The organism is Xanthomonas sp. NCPPB 2933 (assembly GCF_056725225.1).
This window is the reverse complement of sequence record NZ_CM161518.1, coordinates 4,193,286-4,214,768: the sequence shown is the minus strand read 5'-3', so window position 1 is coordinate 4,214,768 and position 21,483 is coordinate 4,193,286. Positions and strand designations below refer to the sequence as shown.

Annotated in this window: 16 protein-coding genes; 14 read left to right on the top strand and 2 right to left on the bottom strand. The window is 64.4% G+C overall.

Annotation, left to right across the window (positions count from 1 at the left end; genetic code table 11):
• Positions 1–82 precede the first annotated feature (82 nt).
• The 5 genes from AC1PLU_RS17590 (at position 83) to AC1PLU_RS17570 (ending at position 5,040) form a co-directional block, all read left to right on the top strand.
• Positions 83–1,183, top strand: a complete 1,101-nt coding sequence (locus tag AC1PLU_RS17590) for a sulfate ABC transporter substrate-binding protein (protein ID WP_074056781.1) — start codon at positions 83–85, stop codon at positions 1,181–1,183.
• Positions 1,184–1,186: 3 nt separating this feature from the next.
• Positions 1,187–2,047 carry a sulfate ABC transporter permease subunit CysT gene (cysT, locus tag AC1PLU_RS17585; RefSeq protein WP_043888978.1) on the top strand — a complete coding sequence of 287 codons (861 nt, stop codon included), beginning with the start codon at positions 1,187–1,189 and terminating at the stop codon, positions 2,045–2,047.
• The gene (gene cysW, locus AC1PLU_RS17580; protein ID WP_481093736.1) at positions 2,044–2,997 is read left to right on the top strand and encodes a sulfate ABC transporter permease subunit CysW; all 954 of its coding nucleotides are present in this window, start codon (positions 2,044–2,046) and stop codon (positions 2,995–2,997) included. Before cysT ends, cysW begins: the two co-directional genes overlap by 4 nt.
• A gap of 7 nt (positions 2,998–3,004) precedes the next feature.
• Positions 3,005–4,036 carry a sulfate/molybdate ABC transporter ATP-binding protein gene (locus AC1PLU_RS17575; RefSeq protein WP_023902846.1) on the top strand — a complete coding sequence of 344 codons (1,032 nt, stop codon included), beginning with the start codon at positions 3,005–3,007 and terminating at the stop codon, positions 4,034–4,036.
• Positions 4,037–4,323: 287 nt separating this feature from the next.
• Positions 4,324–5,040 (top strand): TorF family putative porin, encoded by a 717-nt coding sequence (locus AC1PLU_RS17570; RefSeq protein WP_006452587.1) that lies wholly within the window; start codon positions 4,324–4,326, stop codon positions 5,038–5,040.
• A gap of 622 nt (positions 5,041–5,662) precedes the next feature.
• Here AC1PLU_RS17570 and tdh read toward each other — a convergent pair.
• Positions 5,663–6,697, bottom strand: a complete 1,035-nt coding sequence (gene tdh / locus AC1PLU_RS17565) for an L-threonine 3-dehydrogenase (RefSeq protein WP_176339517.1) — start codon at positions 6,695–6,697, stop codon at positions 5,663–5,665.
• A gap of 399 nt (positions 6,698–7,096) precedes the next feature.
• Positions 7,097–9,532, bottom strand: a complete 2,436-nt coding sequence (locus AC1PLU_RS17560; RefSeq protein ID WP_481093735.1) for a TonB-dependent receptor — start codon at positions 9,530–9,532, stop codon at positions 7,097–7,099.
• Between the two features lie 105 nt (positions 9,533–9,637).
• Here AC1PLU_RS17560 and AC1PLU_RS17555 point away from each other — a divergent pair, with 105 nt between their 5' ends.
• From AC1PLU_RS17555 to AC1PLU_RS17515, 9 genes are all read left to right on the top strand, one after another.
• Positions 9,638–11,719, top strand: coding sequence for a phosphocholine-specific phospholipase C (locus AC1PLU_RS17555; protein WP_481093734.1), 2,082 nt, complete (start codon positions 9,638–9,640; stop codon positions 11,717–11,719).
• A 241-nt stretch (positions 11,720–11,960) separates the two neighbouring features.
• Positions 11,961–14,045: a S46 family peptidase gene (locus AC1PLU_RS17550; protein WP_481108548.1), complete on the top strand. Its 2,085-nt coding sequence runs from the start codon at positions 11,961–11,963 to the stop codon at positions 14,043–14,045.
• 92 nt (positions 14,046–14,137) lie between these two features.
• Positions 14,138–14,782: a histidine phosphatase family protein gene (locus tag AC1PLU_RS17545; protein WP_115039917.1), complete on the top strand. Its 645-nt coding sequence runs from the start codon at positions 14,138–14,140 to the stop codon at positions 14,780–14,782.
• Between the two features lie 87 nt (positions 14,783–14,869).
• Positions 14,870–15,379, top strand: a complete 510-nt coding sequence (locus AC1PLU_RS17540; RefSeq protein ID WP_481108547.1) for a hypothetical protein — start codon at positions 14,870–14,872, stop codon at positions 15,377–15,379.
• Between the two features lie 136 nt (positions 15,380–15,515).
• The gene (gene folC, locus AC1PLU_RS17535; protein WP_481106887.1) at positions 15,516–16,838 is read left to right on the top strand and encodes a bifunctional tetrahydrofolate synthase/dihydrofolate synthase; all 1,323 of its coding nucleotides are present in this window, start codon (positions 15,516–15,518) and stop codon (positions 16,836–16,838) included.
• 59 nt (positions 16,839–16,897) lie between these two features.
• Positions 16,898–17,962, top strand: coding sequence for an SPOR domain-containing protein (locus AC1PLU_RS17530; RefSeq protein WP_481106886.1), 1,065 nt, complete (start codon positions 16,898–16,900; stop codon positions 17,960–17,962).
• Between the two features lie 230 nt (positions 17,963–18,192).
• Positions 18,193–18,939 (top strand): CvpA family protein, encoded by a 747-nt coding sequence (locus tag AC1PLU_RS17525; protein WP_023902856.1) that lies wholly within the window; start codon positions 18,193–18,195, stop codon positions 18,937–18,939.
• Between the two features lie 30 nt (positions 18,940–18,969).
• The gene (purF, locus tag AC1PLU_RS17520) at positions 18,970–20,436 is read left to right on the top strand and encodes an amidophosphoribosyltransferase (protein WP_006449393.1); all 1,467 of its coding nucleotides are present in this window, start codon (positions 18,970–18,972) and stop codon (positions 20,434–20,436) included.
• A 61-nt stretch (positions 20,437–20,497) separates the two neighbouring features.
• On the top strand, positions 20,498–21,301 hold the full coding sequence (locus AC1PLU_RS17515) for a ferritin-like domain-containing protein (RefSeq protein ID WP_481093774.1): 804 nt from the start codon (positions 20,498–20,500) through the stop codon (positions 21,299–21,301).
• The last annotated feature ends 182 nt before the right edge of the window (positions 21,302–21,483 follow it).

Genomic DNA, 21,483 nt, shown 5'->3' with positions numbered 1-21,483 from the left:
CAGTGGCAGAAAGAAGCGCGATTTTAACGATCACGGCGGCATACCACTACGTCATGCAAAATCGGTATAAGCGCAGGCGTGTATGTCATTTCACCGCCCGCGTAGCGCTGCGCAGCATGGCATGCTTGCTGTTCAGCTGCGCCCAACCGGCCAGGAGATTGCTGTGACCCACCCCCGCTACCGCTTCGTGTCGATCCTGTTGTGCAGCTTGCTGGCCCTGGCCGGCCCGGCTGGCGCGCGCGACATCGGTCTGCTCAATGTGAGCTATGACCCCACCCGCGAGTTCTATCGCGACTACAACAGCGCGTTCGCCGCGCATTGGAAGCAGCAACATCCGCAGGACACGGTGACGGTGGAAACCTCGCACGGCGGCTCCGGCAAACAGGCGCGCGCAGTGATCGACGGCATCGAGGCCGATGTGGTCACGTTGGCGCTGGCCTACGACGTGGACGCAATCGCCGAGAAGGCCAAGCTGATCGACAGCGATTGGGAAAAACGCCTGCCCGACAATAGCGCCCCGTACACCTCGACGATCGTGTTCCTGGTGCGCAAGGGCAACCCGAAGAACATCCACGATTGGCCGGATCTGCTGCGCTCCGGCGTGGCGGTGGTGACGCCCAACCCCAAGACCTCCGGCGGCGCGCGCTGGAACTACCTGGCCGCCTGGGCGTATGCCGACCGCATCTTCAAGGGCGACCGCGAGCGCATCGTGCGCTACATGCAGGCGCTGTTCCGCAACGTGCCGGTGCTGGATACGGGCGCGCGCGGTGCCACGACGACCTTCGTGCAGCGTGGTATCGGCGATGTGCTGCTGGCCTGGGAAAACGAAGCGCTGCTGGCGCGCGATGAACTGGGCAAGGACAAGTTCGAGATCGTGGTGCCGAAGTTGTCGATCCTGGCCGAGCCGTCGGTGGCGCTGGTCGACAAGAACGTCGACAAACACGGCACGCGCGATGTAGCCGAGGCCTACCTGCGTTATCTGTACGCGCCGGAAGGGCAGAAGCTGGCAGCCAAGCATTTCTATCGCCCGCGTCACCCGGAATTTGCCGACCCGGCCGATCTGGCGCGTTTCCCGGACATCAAGCTGGTGACCATCCAGGAAGCGTTCGGGTCGTGGGACAAGGCGCAGCAGGAACACTTTGCCGACGGTGGTGTGTTCGATCAGATCCAGGCAAAAAAGTAGGCAATGCAGATGTCGGTTGCTCCCCATCCAGCGCCGTCATCGCGCCGACGCGTGATGCCGGGGTTGGGCTTGAGTCTTGGAATTACGCTGACCTGGCTGGGATTGATTGTGTTGATCCCGCTGCTGGGCATCTTCATCAAAACCAGCGGATTGGGTTGGGACGGCCTGTGGCGGGTGTGGAGCGAGCCACGGGTGTTGTCGGCGTTGCGGGTGAGCTTCGGTACGGCATTTGTGGCCGGCGCCTTCAACGCGCTAATGGGCACCTGGGTGGCGTGGGTGTTTGTGCGCTACAACTTCCCGGGTAAGCGCTTCTTCGACGCGGTGATCGATCTGCCATTCGCGTTGCCCACCGCAGTGGCCGGTATTGCGCTGACTGCGTTGTATGGCGGCAACGGCTGGGTCGGGCGCTGGCTGGAGGCGATCGGTATCAAGGTCGCCTATACGCAGTTGGGGATCGTGCTGGCGCTGGTGTTTGTCGGCCTGCCGTTCGTGGTGCGGGTGGTGCAGCCAGTGCTGGCCGAGAGCGAGCGTGAACTGGAAGCGGCCGCCGCCACGCTTGGTGCGTCGCGCTGGCAGACGGTCTGGCGGGTGGTGTTGCCGGGTCTGTGGCCAGCGGTCCTGACCGGGTTTGCGCTGGCCTTCGCACGCGGCGTGGGTGAGTACGGCTCGGTGATCTTCATCGCCGGCAATCTGCCCAATTCCACCGAGATCGCGCCGCTGCTGATCACCATCCGGCTGGAAGAATTCGATTATGCCGGCGCCACCGCGATTGCGGCGGCAATGCTGCTGCTGTCGTTCGTGATCCTGCTGGTGGTCAATACGCTGCAGGCACGCCTGCTGCGCTATCAACGGAGGCCTGCATGAACGATGCTGTTTCGTCGCTGCCCTCCATGCTGCAGAACCGCACAATGACCGAACAGGCGCGCCGCATCACCGACTCGGCCACCAACGAGCCCCGCTGGGTGCAGTGGCTGATGATTCTGGGCGCGCTGCTGTTCCTGCTGGCGTTTTTGCTGCTGCCGCTGGTGCTGGTGTTTGCCGAGGCGCTGCGGGGTGGTTGGGAAACTTTCCTGCGCGCGGTGGTCGATCCGGATGCGTTGTCAGCGATCAAGCTGACCTTGGTCGTGACTGCGATCGTGCTGCCGCTGAATCTGGTATTCGGGGTGGCTGCGGCGTGGGCGGTGAGCAAGCATCGCTTTCCCGGCAAGCGCTTGCTGATCAGCCTGATCGATCTGCCGTTCTCGGTGTCGCCGGTGGTGGCGGGTTTGATCTTCGTGCTGATCTTCGGGCGCAGCGGTTGGGCGTGGCCGTTGATCGACGAAGGTTGGCAGCTGCAGCTGCCGTTTTTTGGCGAGATGCTGATTCAGCTGCCGCGCATCGTATTCGCGCTGCCGGGCATCGTACTGGCGACGACCTTTGTCACGTTTCCGTTTATCGCGCGCGAGCTGATGCCGTTGATGGAGCAGCAAGGCAGCGATGAAGAACTGGCGGCATTGAGCCTGGGCGCGAGCGGCTGGCAGATGTTCTGGCGGGTGACCTTGCCCAATATCCGTTGGGGCCTGATGTACGGCGTGCTGCTGTGCGCGGCGCGCGCGATGGGCGAGTTCGGTGCGGTGTCGGTGGTGTCCGGGCATATCCGCGGGCGTACCAACACGCTGCCCTTGCATGTGGAAATTCTCTACAACGAATACGCCTACAGCGCCGCGTTTGCGTGTGCCTCGCTGCTGGCATTGACCGCGCTGCTGACGCTGGCGCTGAAGACGTATCTGGAATGGCGGCATGGCGATTCGCTCGCCGCCAACCACCGACATTGAGGTGAACATGGGCATCCGCATCCACCGCCTGCGTAAGCAGTTCGACACGTTCACCGCGTTGGACGACATCACCCTGGACGTGCGTCAGGGTGAGTTGCTGGCACTGCTGGGGCCGTCGGGCTCAGGCAAGACCACGTTGTTGCGCATCATGGCCGGGCTGGAGCATGCCGATGGCGGGCAGGTGCTGTTCGGCGATGAAGATGCCACGCGCATGAGTGTGCAGTCGCGCCGGGTCGGCTTCGTGTTCCAGCACTACGCGTTGTTCAAGCATATGGACGTGTTCGAGAACATCGCCTTCGGCTTGCGGGTGCGGCGCGGTAACGAGCGTTGGGCTGAAGCGCGTATTCGCGCACGCGTGGAAGAATTGCTGGCGCTGGTTCAGTTGCATGGCCTGGAGCAGCGCTATCCCACCCAGCTGTCCGGTGGTCAGCGTCAGCGTGTGGCACTGGCGCGTGCGTTGGCGATCGAGCCGCGTGTGCTGTTGCTGGACGAGCCATTCGGTGCGCTGGATGCGCAGGTGCGCCGCGACCTGCGCCGCTGGCTGCGCGAGCTGCACGAACGTACCGGTCTGACCACGGTGTTCGTGACCCACGATCAGGAAGAAGCGCTGGAACTGGCCGACCGGGTGGCGATCCTCAACCGCGGCCGCATCGAGCAGCTCGACACCCCGGCGATGATCTACGACAAGCCGGCCTCGCCGTTCGTATATTCGTTCGTGGGCGCGGTGAACCGCATTCCTGGTGTGCTGGCGGAAGGTCGGATCCAGGTGGCCGGGCATGCATTGCCGGCGGCCAATGCCGCGTTGGCTGCCGGCCCGGTCGAGGTGTATGTGCGACCGGAAGATCTGGTGCCCGATGACGCCGGTTGGCCGGCGACGGTGGCTTGGTCGCAGCGCAGCGGGGCGCGTCTGCGTCTGCGCGCAACGCTGGAGCCGGCGGGCAACGAGGTGGAAGTGGAACTGCCGGCCTCGGCGGGGAGTTTTCAGCCAGGGCAGCAGCTAAGGCTGGCGGCGCGGCATTACGGGGTGTTTCCGGTGTGATTCAACGCCGGCTGGGGCCGGCATTGAATGGGGATTTGGGATTTGGGATTCGCAGAGCGGGATCCGCCTTTGTTTTGGCATTACGAATCCCCAATCCCCAATCTCAAGATCCTGCGCATTCAGTCGATGAGATGGGCATCCTGATCAGCACCCTCGCTGGTTAAAGCCTGTGTGCTGGTTCAAAGGCGCACGACGTTGATGTTGCGCTGCAATGACAGTTGGACTAATAAAGTCACTGCAACCTCGCTTCGCGTCATCCGACCGCCCATCGTCCCAGGAGATGCTCCATGAAGCCGTCCCCCCTCGCGTGTTGTCTGTCGTTGCTGTTGCTCGGTGTCGTGCCGTTGGCGCATGCGCAGGATGAAGAAGCGCCAGCGTCGCCCTTCAGTGGCACCTTTGCGGTCACCAGCGATTATCTGTTCCGTGGTATCTCGCAGACCAATGAAGAGCCCGCCTTCCAGGCTGGACTCACGTACACAACGCCGTTCGGCGTGTACATCGGCACCTGGACCTCCAATGTCGATTACGGTGCGGGCGATCCGGATTGGGAAGTGGATGGCTTTGTGGGCTACAACACCGATCTGGGCACGAACTGGAATTTCGATGTGATGGTCAACCGCTACCAGTACCTGGGAGCGGGCGCGTCCAACTACGCCGAACTGATCACCAAGACCACGTTTTTGAAGACCTATAGCTTGACCGTTGCCTATACCAACGATCTGTATGGGTCGAAGACCGACGGCTATTACTACGCACTCGATGCCAACTGGACGTTGCCGTACGACTTCACTTTCGGCGCGCACGCCGGGCACAGCGTATACACCTCGGCGCTCAGTCAGGTGGATCACGACTACAACGACTTCGGCGTGAATGTCGGCAAGGCGTTCGGTCCGCTGGGTTTGAGCGTGGGCTATTACGACACCAGCGAAGCGGCCGAATTCGGCTTCGGTCGGCAGAATTCGCAGAACCATCTGGTGGCGACTGCCACGGTCACCTGGCCTTGATGGCGATCGACTAAATAGCCGCTCTGACCAATTGGTTGTGTAGTTGTGAGGCGGGAAGAGTTGATGCTCGGATGCTTCAGCATCTACATCTAAGGGATGCTTAGGAATCTAGATTTCGGCTGGCTTGTTTTGGAGTGCTTGCACAGTGCAGACAAGTCGCTTGTAGAGCGGCTGATCTGCGGCTTGGTTGCAGGGCCCTTGTCCGTCCACCATCGCGGGACACGCCGCAAGTACGTCCGTGTAGGCTCTTACGCGGCATCCATGCCGCGTAAGGTCCCGCGACGGTGGGCGGGCAAGGACCAGTCGAGATAGTCGGTGCGCGTAGCTCTTTTCCAAGCAACCAGCAAACTGTCTGGTGCGGTGTCCTCACCGATTGCGGGACCGTGTGGCGGCATGGATGCCGCCACCGAGCCTACACGGACGTACTTGCGGCGTGTCCCGCGAGCGGTAAGGGCACCGCGCCCTCGACCCACTGAGCCTTTGCCTGCAATCCTCGCCGACCCTGCGTTCTTGAAGCGCTCCGCTCGCACCTGAGGATTGCCCGCTGCGTTTGTCAGCACTCTGAAGATGGACACGCAAAAGGCGCCTCGCGGCGCCTTTTGCGTTCAAGCGTATTGGCCGATCAGTTCCAGCTCAACACGACCTTGCCGGCCTTGCCTTCTTCCATCAGGTCGAAGCCCTTCTGGAAGTCGTCGATCGGCAGTTGATGGGTCAGCACCTTGTGCAGCGGGAAACCCGACAGCACCAATTGGGTCATCTTGTACCAGGTCTCGTACATCTTGCGGCCGTAGATGCCCTGTACGGTGAGGCCCTTGAAGATGATCTTGTCCCAGTCGCAGCCGGCGCCGCGCGGCATGATGCCGAGCATGGCGATCTTGCCGCCGTGATACATGCAGTCGAGCATGTCGTTGAAGGCACGCGGGTTGCCGCTCATTTCCAGGCCCACGTCGAAGCCCTCCATGTGCAGGTCGGCCATGACGTCCTTGAGCGAGGTCTTGGAGACGTTGACCACGCGGGTGGCGCCCATGTCGGCGGCCAACTTGAGGCGGAAATCGTTGACGTCGGTGACCACCACGTTGCGCGCACCGATGTGCTTGCAGATGCCGGCGGCAATGATGCCGATCGGGCCGGCACCGGTGATCAACACGTCCTCGCCAATGACGTCGAATTCCAGCGCGCAGTGCGCGGCGTTGCCGTAGGGGTCGAAGAACGCGGCCAGCTCGGAGGGAATCTGGTCGGGGATCGGCCACAGGTTGCTGGCCGGCATCACCATGTATTCGGCAAATGCGCCATTGACGTTGACGCCGATGCCGACCGTGTTGGGGCATAGATGTGGGCGGCCACCGCGGCAGTTGCGGCAATGGCCGCAGACGATGTGGCCTTCGGCCGAGACGCGCTGGCCGACCTGGTATCCGGTCACGGCCGAACCGAGCTCGGCCACACGGCCGACGAACTCATGGCCGATGGTCAGGCCGGGTGTGATGGTGCGCTGGCTCCACTCGTCCCACAGGTAGATGTGCAGATCGGTGCCGCAGATTGCGGTTTTTTCCAGCTTGATCAGCACCTCGTTGGGGCCCGGGCTGGGGACGGGAACCTGTTCCAGCCAGATGCCCTTGTTCGCTTCGCGCTTGACCAGCGCCTTCATCGTCTGCGCCATCTGGCGGGACCTGCTGAGTGAAAGTAAGGCGGCGATTATAGGCGTCGCGAGGTTTGCGCCATGCGGCGGTGCGGGAATTGACGGTGTTGGCTGACCCGGATCATGGCGGGGTAGGGGCCGATGTAGTCCTTCTCCCATCGGGAGAAGGTGGCGCGCAGCGCCGGATGAAGGGCGCCTCAGAGATTTACCAGTGCCTGCAATGACCAACGCGTCGCTACGCGCCTTCAGAAGTGACGCGCCGACTGCTTCGCCCGTACCCTCACCCAAACCCCCGCTCCGCGCCCCGGCCCGGCCCGGCCCGGCCCGCGCTTGCGGCGCGGACGCTCCCAGCCACGCGCGCCAGTGGCGCGCAAGCCGCGCCTTTTCGCCCCGCAGGAGAGGGGAAAAGGCGCCGGCAACTCAGAACTTCACATCCAGACTCATGAAGTATTGCCGCGGCGCGCCGACGACCATGGTCTGGTTGTAGCCATCCGGATCGGAGGCGACGTAGCCGTTGGTGCCGGTGCTGGCGAAGTAGCGCTTGTCGGTGAGGTTGGTGATGTTGAGCGCCAGCGCCACATCGGCCACTCCGCCCACACGACCGAAGTCGTAACGCGCGCCGGCGTTGAACAGCCAGTACGAGGGCACCTGCGAATCGTTGAGGAAAGTGATGTAGCGCTTGTCGACGTACTTGCCGTCCAGATCCAGGCGCAGGTTGCCGAGTTGGTAGCTGGCGCTGGAGGAGAACATCAACGCCGGGATGCCGACCACGTCCTTGCCGGAGGTGGCGACCACGCCGTTGTTGAGGTAGTCGTCCTGATAACGCGAGCGATTCCACGACAGCGAGTTCAACCAGCTCAGGCCTTCCATCGGGCGCCACATCAACGCCAGGTCGGCACCGGCGCTATGCACTGCACCGACATTGCTCAGGATCGCCGCGCAGGTCTGCACCGCGGTGCACGGCGAGGTGGTCAACAAGCGGTTGGAGAACTTGGTGAAGTAGGCGTCGGCCGACAGCTGGAACTGCGCATCCTGCACGCGGTAGCCCACCTGCACGGTCTGCGATTCTTCCGGCTCCAGCGTCGAGCGGCTGCGGTCGAACGCGGCTTGCGAGGTGCCGAACGGGGTGAAACCGAAGGCGGCGATATTCTTGCTGTAGGAGGCGTAGATGTCCTGGCGCTCGTCGAGCTTGTAGTTCACGCCAACCTGCGGCAGGAAGTTGTCTTCAGCGCGGATGCGTCCCTGTGCAAGCGCGGTTGTCGGCACCAGCGATTGCGCACGCGTGGTGGTGCTGAGCGCCTTTGCGCCGTAGTTGAGGGTCAGGCGATCGTCGAGCAGGCGCACGGTGTCCTGCAGGTACAGCATGCGGGTCTGGGTGGTATAGCGCTGCAAAAAGTCGCGACGGAATGGGGTCTGCGCTTCGTACACGTTGTACAGAGAGGTGTAGCCCTCGTTGCCCAGCGCGAAGTAATTGCGCCCTTGCGTGGTGCGTGCATTCTCGGCCCACACGCCGGCTTCCAGATCGTGATTGCCCCACGACCACTTCAGTGCGCTGGTACCGCCGAAACGGTCCAGGCCATAGTCGGTGGTGCGCATCGACACCGGGATCTGCGCCGAGGTGACGACATACGGCGTCACCCATTGCCCCTCGCCGCGATTGGCGTGGTAGTAGCCGGCAGCATCCAGGGTTGCACCGCCGAACACGAACGTGCCCGACAAGCCTGCCAGGTTGTCGCGACGCAGACCACCGCCTGCGTAGTAGCTGGCATCCAACCAACTGTAATCATCGGGCAGCCCCGCCAGCGATTGCGGGTAGCCGTTGGCCACGCCGCTGGTGGCACCGGTGTTTTGATACGCACGCGCCATCTGCACCGCAGTGGCCCAATCCGGCTGCAGATAATCGTAGTCCCAGCCCAGCGCGCGCTGGCTGGTCAACGACAGATCCATGTAGTCGTATTCCTTGCGCCGCGAAGTATCCACAAACAGGCTCAGACGATTGCCGTCGCCCCATTGATACACGGTCTTGAGGTTGGCCTGCTCGGACTGCTGGTCGCCAAAGCCCTTCCACTTGTCGGTGGTGGCATTGGCATAGGACAGATATGCCGACAACCCATTGCGATCGCCGGTGTCGCCGCGCACGAAGGTGCGACGCGTCGCATCGCTACCCACTGTCTGCACCAGCCGCAGGCCGGGCGTGGTCTGCGGGTCGGCCGAATAGAACTGCATGGTGCCGCCGAGATTGGTGTTGGACGCAGTACCGAGTGCGCCGGCGCCTTGCGCGATTTCCACCGAGCCGAGGTTTTCCGAAATGATCGCGCGAGTAATGTGCAGGCCGTTGGTGACGCCGTAGCTCATGTTGCCGAGCGGAATGCCATCTAGCGTGTAACCGAGCCGGCTTTGATCGAAGCCATGCAAGGTCACCTGCGTGGACCATTCATAGGTGCCGAACGGGTCGGCCGATTGGAACTGCACGCCCGGCAATTTTTCCACTGCCTTGAAGGCGCTGCTGCCCGGTGTCAACTGCTCGATGTCCTGCCGGCTGATGCGCTGCACCTGGCGCGTGCTGCCTTGCGAGACCACGTTGATCGCATCCAGCTGGGTGGCATTGGTTGCGGTATCGGCGGTGGTGACCGGCGCATCCGCGACCGGTGCGTCTGCAACGGCAGCCGGATCGGTAGCCGTTGTGGCGGCAGATGCCATGACGGGAAGCAGCGCTGCCAGGGCGAGCGCCAGCGGAGTGACATGAAAACGACGAGTGCAAGTCATGGGGGAATCCTGTTCGGGCACGGCTGAGGGCGGACGCACGGTGCAAGACCGACGTTTCGCGACGCAGGGTGTCAACGACTCATGAAACATTGATGACGGTCGCTGTCTTAAAACTGTCGCGCTCGCCCGCTATACGTGTCGTGTCCAGCCGCCACCTGCGGCCATGCACCCGTATTTCTGCCAGGTTTCGCATCCATGACGTCTTCCCCCTCGCGCCGTGATTTCCTCAAGCGCGTCGCCGCGCTGACCGCCGCCGGCGCCTTGCCGTCTTCGATCGGCCGCGCACTCGCGCTGCCGGCCAACTCACGCACCGGCACGCTGCGCGACATCGAACACGTGGTGATCCTGATGCAGGAAAATCGCTCGTTCGATCATTACTTCGGTGCGCTGCGCGGCGTGCGCGGGTTCGGCGATCCGCGTCCGCTTCAATTGCGCGATGGGCATCCGGTATGGAGCCAGCCGGCAAAGGACGGTCGTCGCTTGCTGCCGTTCGCCTTCGATTCACAAAACACCTCCGCGCCGTTGATCAAGAGCCTGGATCACTCCTGGAAAGCCGGCCACGGGCAGGACCCGGCACGCTGGGCCGAGTACGACGCCTGGGTGCCGTACAAGGGCGAATTGACGATGGGGTATTTCCAGCGTCATGACATTCCGTACTACCACGCGCTCGCCGACGCGTTCACCATTTGCGACGGCTATTTCTGTTCGCTGCACGGGCCGACCAATCCCAATCGCATGTATCTGTTCACCGGCACCAGCGGCCCCAGCGTGGGCAATGTCGGTGCGCAAGCGGTGACCAATGCCGACGACGGCAACTGGACCGCCGACATGGCGCGCGACAAACCCGGTTACGCGGCGATGGACTGGACCACCTACGCGCAGCGCCTGCAGGCCGCGGGCGTGGATTGGCGCGTGTATCAGGAATACGACAACTTCGGCTGCAACTCGCTGGCGTATTTTTCGCACTATCGCGATCTGCAGCCCGGCGACGAACGCTATCGGCGCGCGCGTGCGTGCGTGCCCGGTTCCACCGCGGAAAACGCCGCCACCACGCAGGCCGAGCATCTGGTCGCCGCGATCGCCGCCGACGTGCAGGCCAATCGTTTGCCGCAGGTGTCGTGGGTCGTTCCGCCCACTGCCTATTGCGAACATCCGGAGGCACCGCCGGCCTACGGCGAATCGCTGGTGGCGCGTTTGATCGATGCGCTCACCGCCAATCCGGAGGTCTGGGCGAAGACTGCGCTGATCATCAATTACGACGAGAACGACGGCTTCTTCGATCATGTGCCCGCGCCATTGCCGGCGCTGGATGCGCGCATGGGGCGCAGCAATGTCGACACGCGTGGCGAAGTCTACGAGGGGCTGCCGATCGGCCTTGGCATCCGCGTGCCGATGCTGGTGATCTCGCCGTGGACGCGCGGCGGCTGGGTCAATTCGCAGGTGTTCGATCACACCTCGGTACTGCGCTTGCTGGAGCGCCGTTTCGGCGTGGCCGAGCCCAACATCAGCCCGTGGCGGCGTGCGGTGAGCGGCGATCTGACCAGCGTGTTCGATTTCCGCAAGCCGGACGATTCGGCGTTGAGCGCGTTGCCGGCGATCGGCGACTATCGCGCACGCACTGCTGCGGTGAGCGGAAAACCGCTGCCGGTACCGCCGACCACCGCGCGCATGCCGCGACAGGAGCCGGGACAACGTCCGGCGCGCGCGCTGCCGTACGCCTTGCAGGTGCATGCACGCGTGCAGAACGACACTGGCGTGCAACTGCAGTTCGTCAACAGCGGCGCTGCTGCAGCCGCGTTCAACGTCTACACCAGCGCTGCAAATGGCGGCCCGTGGTACTACACCGTGCTGCCCGGCACGCAGCTCGACGATGTACCGCTTGGCGCTACATACAACGGTGCCTATGCCTTGAGCGTGCATGGGCCGAATGGATTCCTGCGCGAGTTCGCTGGCGAACTCGCAGCTGCTGTGACGCAATCGGCAGCGCCGTGGTTGGAAGCCAGGCAGGACGGCGAAATGCTGGTGCTGGAACTCGGCAATGCCGGGCGCCAACCGTGCACGCTGCAACTGCGCGCACTGGATTACGCAGACCCGACCGCGCGCGCCGTGCAGCTGGCCGCAGGCCAGCGGCAAACCATCCGCCTGCCGTTGGCAGCAAGCGATCACTGGTATGACGTTGTCGTGGAGCAGCCGGGTGGGGCATTCCGCCGGCGTCTGGCCGGGCATCTGGAAACCGGCAAGCCCAGCCGCAGCGACCCGGCGTTCGGTCGCGCCTGAGCCGGCGCCCGGCCACGGCTGAACGACGCCTGCCCGGCAGGCGGGGCGGCGCGCAGCGAGCACACCGCAGGAGCGCTGGATCAGGGCGCGGACCCTGCCGTTGGTCATGGGGTCCGCTGCAGATGTGAGGGTTACACTGTAACGCTCACCTTTCCGGGGCTGTGCGATGCGTCCGAACCTGCTTGCCGTTTCCATGCTGACAACACTCGCGCTCGCGGCATCCGCACAGGCAGGCGAGGGGATGTGGGTTCCGCAGCAACTGCCCGACATCGCCGGCCCGCTGCAGCAGGCCGGCTTGCGCCTGTCGCCGCAGCAACTGGCCGACCTGACCGGCGATCCGATGGGCGCGGTGGTCGCACTGGGTGGCTGCACTGCCAGCTTCGTGTCGCCGCAGGGCCTGGTGGTGACCAATCACCATTGTGCTTATGGCGCGATCCAGCTCAATTCCACAGCGCAAAAGAATTTGATCAAGGACGGTTTCAGCGCCGCCAGACCTGCCGACGAACTGAGCGCAGGCCCCACCGCGCGCATCTACGTGCTCGATGCCATCACCGACGTGACCGCGCCTGCCAAGGCCGCGATGGCGACAGCCGGCGATGATCCGCTCAAGCGCACACTGGCCCTGGAGGATTTCAGCAAGCAGCAGATCGCCGCCTGCGAGGCGCAGCCCGGTTACCGCTGTCAGTTCTTCAGCTTCGCCGGCGGAAATGCCTACCGGCTGTTCAAGAATCTGGAGATCAAGGACGTACGTTTGGCCTATGCGCCGCCAGGCAGCGTGGGCAAGTTCGGTGGCGATATCGACAACTGGATGTGGCCGCGCCACACCGGCGATTTTTCGTTCTACCGCGCCTACGTGGGCAAGGACGGCAAGCCGGCCGCCTATGCCAAGGACAACGTGCCGTACCAGCCCAAGCACTATCTGAAGTTTGCCGACCAGCCGCTGGGCGCAGGCGACTTCGTGATGGTGGCCGGTTACCCGGGCCGTACCAATCGTTACGCGCTGGCCGCCGAATTCGACAACACCGCCGGCTGGACCTATCCGGTGGTGGGCAGACATTACAAAGACGTGATCGCTCTGATCGAACAGGCCGGCAAGCAGAATCCCGACATCCAGGTGAAATACGCTAGCACCGTGGCCGGCCTCAATAACGCCGCCAAGAACTACGATGGGCAACTGGAAGGCTTCAAGCGCATCGGGGCGCAGGCGCAGAAGCAGGCCGACGAAGCCGCGGTGCTGGCCTGGCTGAAGGGGCGTGGCGCAGGCGGGCGGCAGGCGCTCGCGGCGCATGACAACCTGGTCAAATTGCTCAAAAGCGACCAAGCCACCCAGCAGCGCGACTTCGTGCTGCGGCAGTTCGACGCCACCGGCACGGTGGGGGCGGCAGTGACGCTATATCGGCTGGCGCTGGAACGCGCCAAGCCCAATGCCGAGCGCGAATCCGGGTACCAGGACCGCGACCTGCCCGCCATCGAAGGGACGATGAAGCAGATGGAGCGCCGCTACGTGCCGGCCATGGATCGGCAGCTCCAGCAGTACTGGCTCAGCCAGTATCTGAAGCTGCCCGCCAACCAGCGCATTGCCGCACTGGACCAATGGCTGGGCGGCGGCGATGCGGCCGCCGTGCAGGCCGCGTTGGGCAAGCTCGATGCCACCACGTTGGGCAGCACCGAGGCCCGCCTGAAGTGGCTGGCCGCCGATCGTGCCGCGTTCGAGGCTAGTACCGATCCGGCGATCCAATATGCGGTGGCGGTGACTCCGGCGCTGTTGCAGATCGAGCGCGAAACCAAGCTGCACACCGGCGAGCAGCTCAAGGCGCGGCCGGTGTATTTGCAGGCCCTGGCCGATTACAAAAAGAGCAAGGGCGAGTCGGTGTATCCGGACGCCAACCTGTCGCTGCGCATCACCTTCGGCAACGTCAAGGGTTACACCCCCAAGGATGGCGTGGCCTATACCCCGTTCACCACTCTGGAAGGTGTGGCCGCCAAGGACACCGGCGCCGATCCGTTCGATTCGCCCAAGGCGTTGCTGGAGGCGGTCAAGGCCAAGCGCTATGCCGGGCTCGAGGACAAGCGGCTGGGCTCGGTGCCGGTCAACTTCCTGTCGGATCTGGACATCACCGGCGGCAACTCCGGTTCGCCGGTGATGGACGCCCACGGCAAGCTGGTTGGGCTGGCGTTCGATGGGAACTGGGAGTCGGTGAGCAGCAACTGGATCTTCGATCCGTCCATGACCCGGATGATCGCCGTGGATAGCCGGTATCTGCGCTGGGTCATGACCGAAGTCGCCCCGGCGCCGCAGCTGTTGAAGGAACTCGGCGTGCGCTGAGGCGGCCGGCCGGCACGGGGGCGGGAGGGGTTATGATGCGCTCCCGTTTCGCTGCGGCGAGCCGGACCCTCCCCCCAAGGAATCTCTCGCGCATGCGCATCCTGCTTGCTCGTCACGGCGAGACGCCGTGGAACGCCGAAGGCCGTTACCAGGGCCAGATCGATATCCCGCTGTCGCCGGTCGGCGAAGGCCAGGCCGCCGCGCTTGGTGCGCGTCTGCAGTCGCTGGAGATCACCCGCGCGGTGGCATCGCCGCTGTCGCGTGCGCAGGCCACTGCGAAGCTGGCGCTGGGCAGTGCGCGCGAGAGCTTGCTGCAGACCGACGCGGACCTGCAGGAAATCGCGCATGGCGAATGGGAAGGCTTGCTGGCCAGCGAGATCAACGACAAGGATCCGGCGCGCTTGCGTGCTTGGCGCGAAGAGCCCGATACGGTGCTGATGCCCGGCGGCGAATCCTTGCGTCAGGTACTGGACCGCAGCTGGCGCGGGCTGGTACGCGCCGCCGATGGCCTGGGCGCCGACGACACCTTGCTGGTGGTGGCGCACGATGCGGTCAACCGCGTGATCCTGTGCAAGATTCTGGGGCTGCCGTTGTCGAAGCTGTGGACCTTCCGCCAGGCACCGACCACGCTCAACCTGCTCGAAGGCGAGGACGTGGATCATCTGGAAGTGGTGCGCCTGAACGATTGCGCGCATCACACGCCGTTTTTCGGTGAAGCCAAGCATCGGGCGTTGTAAGGCTTCGATTGGAAGGGGGTAAGCAGTTCGGTGGCGCGCAACAGTGGAGCAACCTCCAAGCGTACAAAGCCCATCAAGCTGGCACTGGTGCTCGGACTCTTAGGCCTGCTGGTGCTGGGAGTCTTCGGCGATTTCATCCCCGCCACCTTTTTATCTGGTCGGCAATGGGTAGCGCCGATGGTGCTGACAGGAGCCATTCTGACGGCCCTGCCTTTTCTGCATGCCTACCGCTACGGGCGACTTAAGGCAGTTGTCAGCAAGGGCGTGTTCAATACGTTGCTGGCAATCGTCGTGGCGCCGCCGTTGCTGGGCTGCGTGTGCTGGCTGATGCTGGCCCGAGGTGCGCCGTGGGTGTACACGCGCATCGCTGGTGCCGGTTTTCAAGAAACGCATGTCATGCAGACTGAGTACTTTCAAAGCGGGCGTTCGTGCAAATACCGATTGAGTGGCGGGCCGCTGGAAGATCGGTTCCCCAGCCATCTGTGCATCAGTGAGGCGCTGTATCGTCGGCATCCCGATCAGCAAACGACCGTGGTGTTGACCGGTCAGCGCTCGGTGCTGGGAATGCGGATTGCAGCGATCGAAGACGTTCCGTGAGCGAGGACGTCTCGACACAGATAATTGGATTTGGCAACGACAAGCGCATGTGCCTGAGCACGCCGTCGTCTTTTGTCCGAGCACGTGGCGGCCTGGAAATTCGCGATAATGCAGTTCTTCCTGCGCAGTCCTCGCCGTGAACGCACCCAACTCTCTCTCCGACTGGCTCGCCTACATCGAGCAACAGCATCCGCAGAACATCGCCATGGGCCTGGAGCGCGTGCGCGAGGTCGCTGCGCGTTTGCAGCTTGCAGCGCCGGCCACCCACGTCATCGTCGTCGGCGGCACCAATGGCAAAGGGTCGACCGTGGCCTTTATCGAGGCGATCGGGCGCGCGGCCGGCTGGAAGGTGGGTACCTACACTTCGCCGCATCTGCTGCGTTACAACGAGCGCGTGCGTATCGACGGAGACGAGGCTAGCGATGCACAGTTGGTGGATGCATTTGCAGCCGTCGAAGCGGCGCGCGGCGAGACCGCACTGACGTATTTCGAGTACGGCACGCTGGCGGCGCTGTGGCTGTTGCAGCGCTCCGCGCTGGACCTGGCGGTGCTGGAAATCGGCCTGGGCGGGCGTCTGGATGCGGTGAACATCATCGATTCGGATGTGGCAGTGATCACCACCGTGGATATCGACCACACCGATTGGCTGGGCGAAGACCGCGAGGCGATCGGCACCGAGAAGGCCGGCATCATCCGCGCCTGGAAACCAGTGGTGCTGGGCGAAATCGATCCGCCGTCGAGCGTGTTGCGGCGTGCTTATCAGCTGGGTGCCAATGCAATCCGCGCTGGCAGCGATTACTTCTTCGAGCGGATCGCCGCGCAGCAAACCGATGCACAACAATCCAACGCACAGCATTCCAACCCGCAGCATTGGCGCTGGCGCGATGTCGCAGTGACCCTGGAACTCCCGATGCCGGCCCTGCACGCGCCGGTGCAACTGGCCAACGCCGCCGCCGCAATCGCCGCGCTGCAGGCATTGCCGGTCGAGGTACCCCATGCGGCCTGGGCGCAGGGCATCACCAACGCGCAAGTGGCCGGGCGCCTGCAGCGCATCGATGTCGCTGGCGTGCAGGTGGTGCTGGATGTCGGCCACAACCCGCAGGCGGCGCGCGCGCTGGCCGACGCACTCGGCGCGCAAGCGCACCCAGGCAGCACGTATGCGATCTACGCCGCATTGGCAGACAAGGACGTGCCGGGCGTGGTGGCGGCGGTAGCCACGCAGATCGACCACTGGGTGCTAGCCGGGCTGGAAGGCGCACGTGGGCAGTCGGCCGAGGCACTGCAGCAACGCCTGCAAGGCACCGCCGCGGCGCAGGCGCCGTGCCATCGTGACGTCGCAAGCGCACTGCGCGCGGTACTCGCGGCGGCCAAACCAGGTGATCGCGTGCTGGTGTTCGGCTCGTTTCATACCGTCGCCGACGCGCTGCACGCACTTCATTCAGGCCACCAAGGTCGGTAGCCCGGCTGCGGCCTTATAATCGCCGCGGCAACCCGCCACGCCGCCTCTCGTCTCTTTACGTGGATACTGCTCTGAAACAGCGATTGATTGGCGCCATCGTTCTGGTGGCGCTTGCCGTGATCTTCCTGCCGATGCTGGTCAAGGGCCCTGCGCCGTCGAGCGGCGTGGCCGATGTGCCGCTCGAGGCACCCGCAGCGCCTGCCAATGGCGAGTTCGAAACCCGCGAATTGCCGCTGGTCACCCCGGGCGATGCGCCGGCCGGCGGTGCGCTTGGCATGCGCGGTGCCCCCACGGCGCCGGCAGCGGTGCAGGACAACCCGGATGCGGCCGACCTGGCCAAGCCCTCCAGCGCGCCATCGGCCCCTGATGTGGCCGCCGGCAACTACGCGGTGAATTTCGGTGCCTACGCCACCAGTGCCGATGCCGATGCGGTGATCGCGCGGCTCAAGCAGGCGCAACTGCCGGGCTTCAGCGAAAAGACCCAGATCAACGGCCGCCCGGCGTGGCGCGTGCGCGTGGGGCCGTATGTCGATCAGGCCCAGGCCGAATCGGCCCGCCTGCAGGCAGTGAAGGTGCGCGGCGACGTCAACGCGCAGGTGGTAACGCTGGATGCCAATGCCGCCGCGCCAGCGCCTGCAGCTGCACCAACGCCTGCACCGGCCGCAAAGCCCAGCAGCAGTGTGGCAGCCGCCAGCACCACCGCGCCGACCAAGACCGAAAGCCTGCCGCCGGAGCCAGCCAAACCGGTAGCCGCCGCGCCCAAGCCGGCCGAAGTGCCCAAGCCTGTGCCGGCCAAGCCGGAGGTCGCCAAAGCCGAGCCGGCCAAGCCCGAACCTGCCAAGCCGGTCGTGGCTGCGCCTACCGCGCCGGCAGCGCCTGCGGCCAGTTCGGTCGGTTTTGCGGTGCAGTTAGGTGCGTTTGGCCGAGCCGAAGACGCCAATGCCCTGCGCGACCGCGTACGCGCCGCCGGCTTCAGCGCCTTTGTCGAACAGGTCCGCACCGACAAGGGCGCGCTCAACCGCGTGCGTGTCGGCCCGGTGGCCAACCGTGGCGATGCCGAACAGCTGCGTGCGCAGGTGGCGGCCAAGGTCGGCATTTCCGGCATGGTGCGTCCGCATCCGTAAAACGGCTGCGCCGCCATCGGGTGTGCGTTGCCGGAATCAGACATCTGCATCGGCGCGACCCTTCGTACACTGCGCGTGCTGCAGGCCGTCCGCATCAAGCCTGACAGCCACTCACGACATGTCGTCGGTGGCTGTCAGATTCCCGACCGCCTCATACCCATGGAGGGGAGCGCAATGAACACCGAGCCAAGTTGCAGCAACGGCGCGCGCGCCGCGCGGAGAAGTTGGCAATGATCGACATGGTGCTGGGCGTCATCATTCTGGTGTCGGCCCTGTTGGGCTTGCTGCGCGGCTTTGTCGCAATCGTGGTCGGCACGCTGTCGTGGTTGCTGGCGGGCTGGGCCACATTCCAGTTCGGCGGCTCGGCCGCGCGCTGGATCGCCGACGGCAAGCATCCGTCGGCCACCGAGTCGTTCGGCGGCTACGCGATGGTGTTCGTCGGCGTGCTGATCACCGTAGCGGTGATCGGCATGGTGATCCGTGCCGGCGTGGACGCAGTGCGGCTCGGCGGGATGGACCGCATGCTCGGCTTCGGCCTGGGCGTGGTGCGCGGCGGCTTTCTGGCCAGCGTGCTGGTGCTGCTGATGAGCTTCACCCCGTTGCCGCGCGAGCCGGCGTGGCGGCAATCGGTGCTGATGCCGATGCTGTCGCCGGGTGCGGGCTGGATGCGGGCGCAACTGCCGGCCTGGCGGATGCCGTCGATGGACATGCCATCGATGGAACTCGGCAACTTGCCAACGGAGTTGGGGAAGTTGCCCTCGGCAGGCAATAATACGGATCTGGGCAAGGCGCTGTCCGGGTCCGGTCTGAGCGACACCATCACGCGTGCGCTTGGGCAACCCGGTAAAGCCGCCAGCGACGGACGCGATCCGACGCAGGCGATGCCGGCCAATATCGATCCGGCGCAGATTCGCGGCGGAGAAAGCGACCCGGCTCGGGTCGAGTCTCAAGGCCAGGCACGGCCACCTTCACAGTAACGGCGCAAGCCGCAGCGGAGAACGCGCACCATGTGTGGCATCGTCGGTATTGTCGGCAACCAAAACGTCGCCGGGCAGCTTTATGACGGCCTGACCGTCCTGCAGCATCGTGGGCAGGACGCCGCAGGCATCGCCACCGCCGATGGCACGCGCCTGCGCGTGCAAAAGGCCAATGGCCTGGTGCGCGATGTCTTCGACGAAAAGAAGATGGCGGTACTGGAAGGCCGCGTCGGCATCGCGCATTGCCGCTACCCGACCGCAGGTTCGGAAGGCATGGACGAGGCGCAGCCGTTCTACGTCAACTCGCCCTACGGCATCGCGCTGGCGCACAACGGCAACCTGATCAACACTGAGGCCTTGCGCCAGCAGGTGTTCGAGGCCGACCGCCGCAACATCAACACCGATTCGGACAGCGAAGTGCTGCTGAACGTGTTCGCCTACGAGCTGGACGCGCAGCGCATGCTCACCCCCGAGGCGGCGATCCGCGCGGTGGCCGGCGTGCACCGCCGCTGCAAGGGCGGCTATGCGGTGGTGAGCGTGGTGCTGGGCCTGGGCCTGGTGGCATTCCGCGACCCGCACGGCATTCGTCCGCTGGTGCTGGGCAAGCGCGATCACGCGGAAGGCACCGAATACATCGTGTCCTCCGAATCGGCGGCGCTGGATATCCTCGGCTATCAGCGCGTGCGCGACGTGCGCCCCGGCGAGGCGCTGGTGATCACCGCGCGCGGCGAGCTGTTTTCGGAAATCTGCGCCGCGCCCACCGACCATGCGCCGTGCATCTTCGAGTACGTGTATTTCGCGCGTCCCGATTCGATGATCGATAACATCTCGGTGCACAAGGCGCGCATGCGCATGGGCCTGAAGCTGGGCGAGAAGATCCTGCGCCTGCGCCCGGATCACGATATCGACACCATCATTCCGATCCCGGATACCTCGCGCGATGTGGCGCTGGAAATGTCCAACGTGCTCGGGGTGAAGTACCGCGAAGGCTTCGTCAAGAATCGCTATGTGGGCCGCACCTTCATCATGCCGGGGCAGGGCGAACGGCAGAAATCGGTGCGCCGCAAGCTCAACCCGATCCACCTGGAATTCCGCAATCGCGTGGTGCTGCTGGTCGACGACTCGATCGTGCGCGGCACCACCAGCCGGCAGATCGTGCAGATGGCGCGCGATGCCGGTGCGCGCAAGGTGTATCTGGCCTCGGCCGCACCGCCGGTGCGTTACCCCAACATCTACGGCATCGACATGCCAGCCGCCGAAGAGCTCATTGCGCATGGCCGCAGCGAGCACGAGATCCAGGAATTCCTCGGCTGCGACTGGCTGATCTATCAGGATCTGGAAGACCTGGAAGTGGCGGTGCGCGAAGGCAACCCGGATATCAAGCAGTTCGATTCCTCGTGCTTCAACGGCGAGTACATCACCGGGATCGAGCCGGGTTATTTCCAGCGGATCCAGCAGTTGCGCTCCGACGAAGCCAAGCGCAAACGTCGCGCGTGATGGTGGTGCGGCAGCGTCGTGGAGTTGCGCTGCCGGCGAATGACGGAGCGCTGACGTGACGATGGATCTCTTGCAGGCCGCACACGCCTGCCTGCAAACGGCCGATCCGCTGGAGAAGGTCGCGCTGACCCAGCGACATGCGGCCGCCTTCCGCGCCGGCACGCTGTCGTTGCCATCGCCGCAGGCCGCGCCCCCCGCGCCGATCTGCATGCCTGGCCGGCCTGCAACGCCGGTGCTGGTGCATCCGCGCGAGGTGCCACGGCGTGGATTGGGCACGCCGGAAGGGCGCGCCGCCTTCATCCACGCCATCGCGCATATCGAACTCAACGCCATCGATCTGGCCTGGGATGCGGTGTATCGCTTCCGCGGGTTGCCGGATGCGTTCTATGCGGATTGGGTAGCGGTGGCCGACGACGAATCGCGTCACTTCATGCTGCTGCGCGCGCGATTGCAGGCGCACGACCACGACTACGGCGATTTCCCCGCGCATAACGGCCTGTGGGAAATGTGCGAGAAAACCGCGCATGACGGCCTCGCACGCATGGCCCTGGTGCCACGCGTGCTGGAAGCGCGTGGTCTGGACGTGACACCGGCCATGATCGTCAAGCTGCGCTCGCTCGGCGATATCGCCACTGCGCAGGTGCTGGAAACCATCCTGCGCGAAGAAGTGGCGCATGTAGCGGCCGGCTCGCGCTGGTATCGCTGGTATTGCGCGCAGGCCGGCATCGAGCCGCGCGCGCGTTTCAAGGCGCTACTGCGCGAATACGCCGGCGGCTATCTGCATGGACCATTCAATATCGAAGCGCGGCTGCTTGCCGGTTTCGATGAGGATGAGTTGGCCAGTCTGGTGGAGCAGGCTGGCTGAAAAAATGTGCGCGGGTTCCCTCTGCGCAGCCGCCGGAATCGCATGCATTCAAGGCGAGCATCACAGAACTGTAATTTTCCTTTGCAACTACTTGCAATGTGTACTGTCACTCCGGCCTTAATGGCGTCCCGGGGGCAGGGGCCCGGTGTTTCACATCCGTTACTTCCATGTCTAAGGAGAGA

Excerpts from the sequence above, each read along its gene's own strand:
- AC1PLU_RS17590 (WP_074056781.1), top strand. The coding sequence starts at position 83 with ATGTCATTTCACCGCCCGCGTAGCGCTGCGCAGCATGGCATGCTTGCT.
- cysT (WP_043888978.1), top strand. The coding sequence starts at position 1,187 with ATGCAGATGTCGGTTGCTCCCCATCCAGCGCCGTCATCGCGCCGACGC.
- cysW (WP_481093736.1), top strand. The coding sequence starts at position 2,044 with ATGAACGATGCTGTTTCGTCGCTGCCCTCCATGCTGCAGAACCGCACA.
- AC1PLU_RS17575 (WP_023902846.1), top strand. The coding sequence starts at position 3,005 with ATGGGCATCCGCATCCACCGCCTGCGTAAGCAGTTCGACACGTTCACC.
- AC1PLU_RS17570 (WP_006452587.1), top strand. The coding sequence starts at position 4,324 with ATGAAGCCGTCCCCCCTCGCGTGTTGTCTGTCGTTGCTGTTGCTCGGT.
- tdh (WP_176339517.1), bottom strand. The coding sequence starts at position 6,697 with ATGGCGCAGACGATGAAGGCGCTGGTCAAGCGCGAAGCGAACAAGGGC.
- AC1PLU_RS17560 (WP_481093735.1), bottom strand. The coding sequence starts at position 9,532 with ATGTTTCATGAGTCGTTGACACCCTGCGTCGCGAAACGTCGGTCTTGC.
- AC1PLU_RS17555 (WP_481093734.1), top strand. The coding sequence starts at position 9,638 with ATGACGTCTTCCCCCTCGCGCCGTGATTTCCTCAAGCGCGTCGCCGCG.
- AC1PLU_RS17550 (WP_481108548.1), top strand. The coding sequence starts at position 11,961 with ATGTGGGTTCCGCAGCAACTGCCCGACATCGCCGGCCCGCTGCAGCAG.
- AC1PLU_RS17545 (WP_115039917.1), top strand. The coding sequence starts at position 14,138 with ATGCGCATCCTGCTTGCTCGTCACGGCGAGACGCCGTGGAACGCCGAA.
- AC1PLU_RS17525 (WP_023902856.1), top strand. The coding sequence starts at position 18,193 with ATGATCGACATGGTGCTGGGCGTCATCATTCTGGTGTCGGCCCTGTTG.
- purF (WP_006449393.1), top strand. The coding sequence starts at position 18,970 with ATGTGTGGCATCGTCGGTATTGTCGGCAACCAAAACGTCGCCGGGCAG.
- AC1PLU_RS17515 (WP_481093774.1), top strand. The coding sequence starts at position 20,498 with ATGGATCTCTTGCAGGCCGCACACGCCTGCCTGCAAACGGCCGATCCG.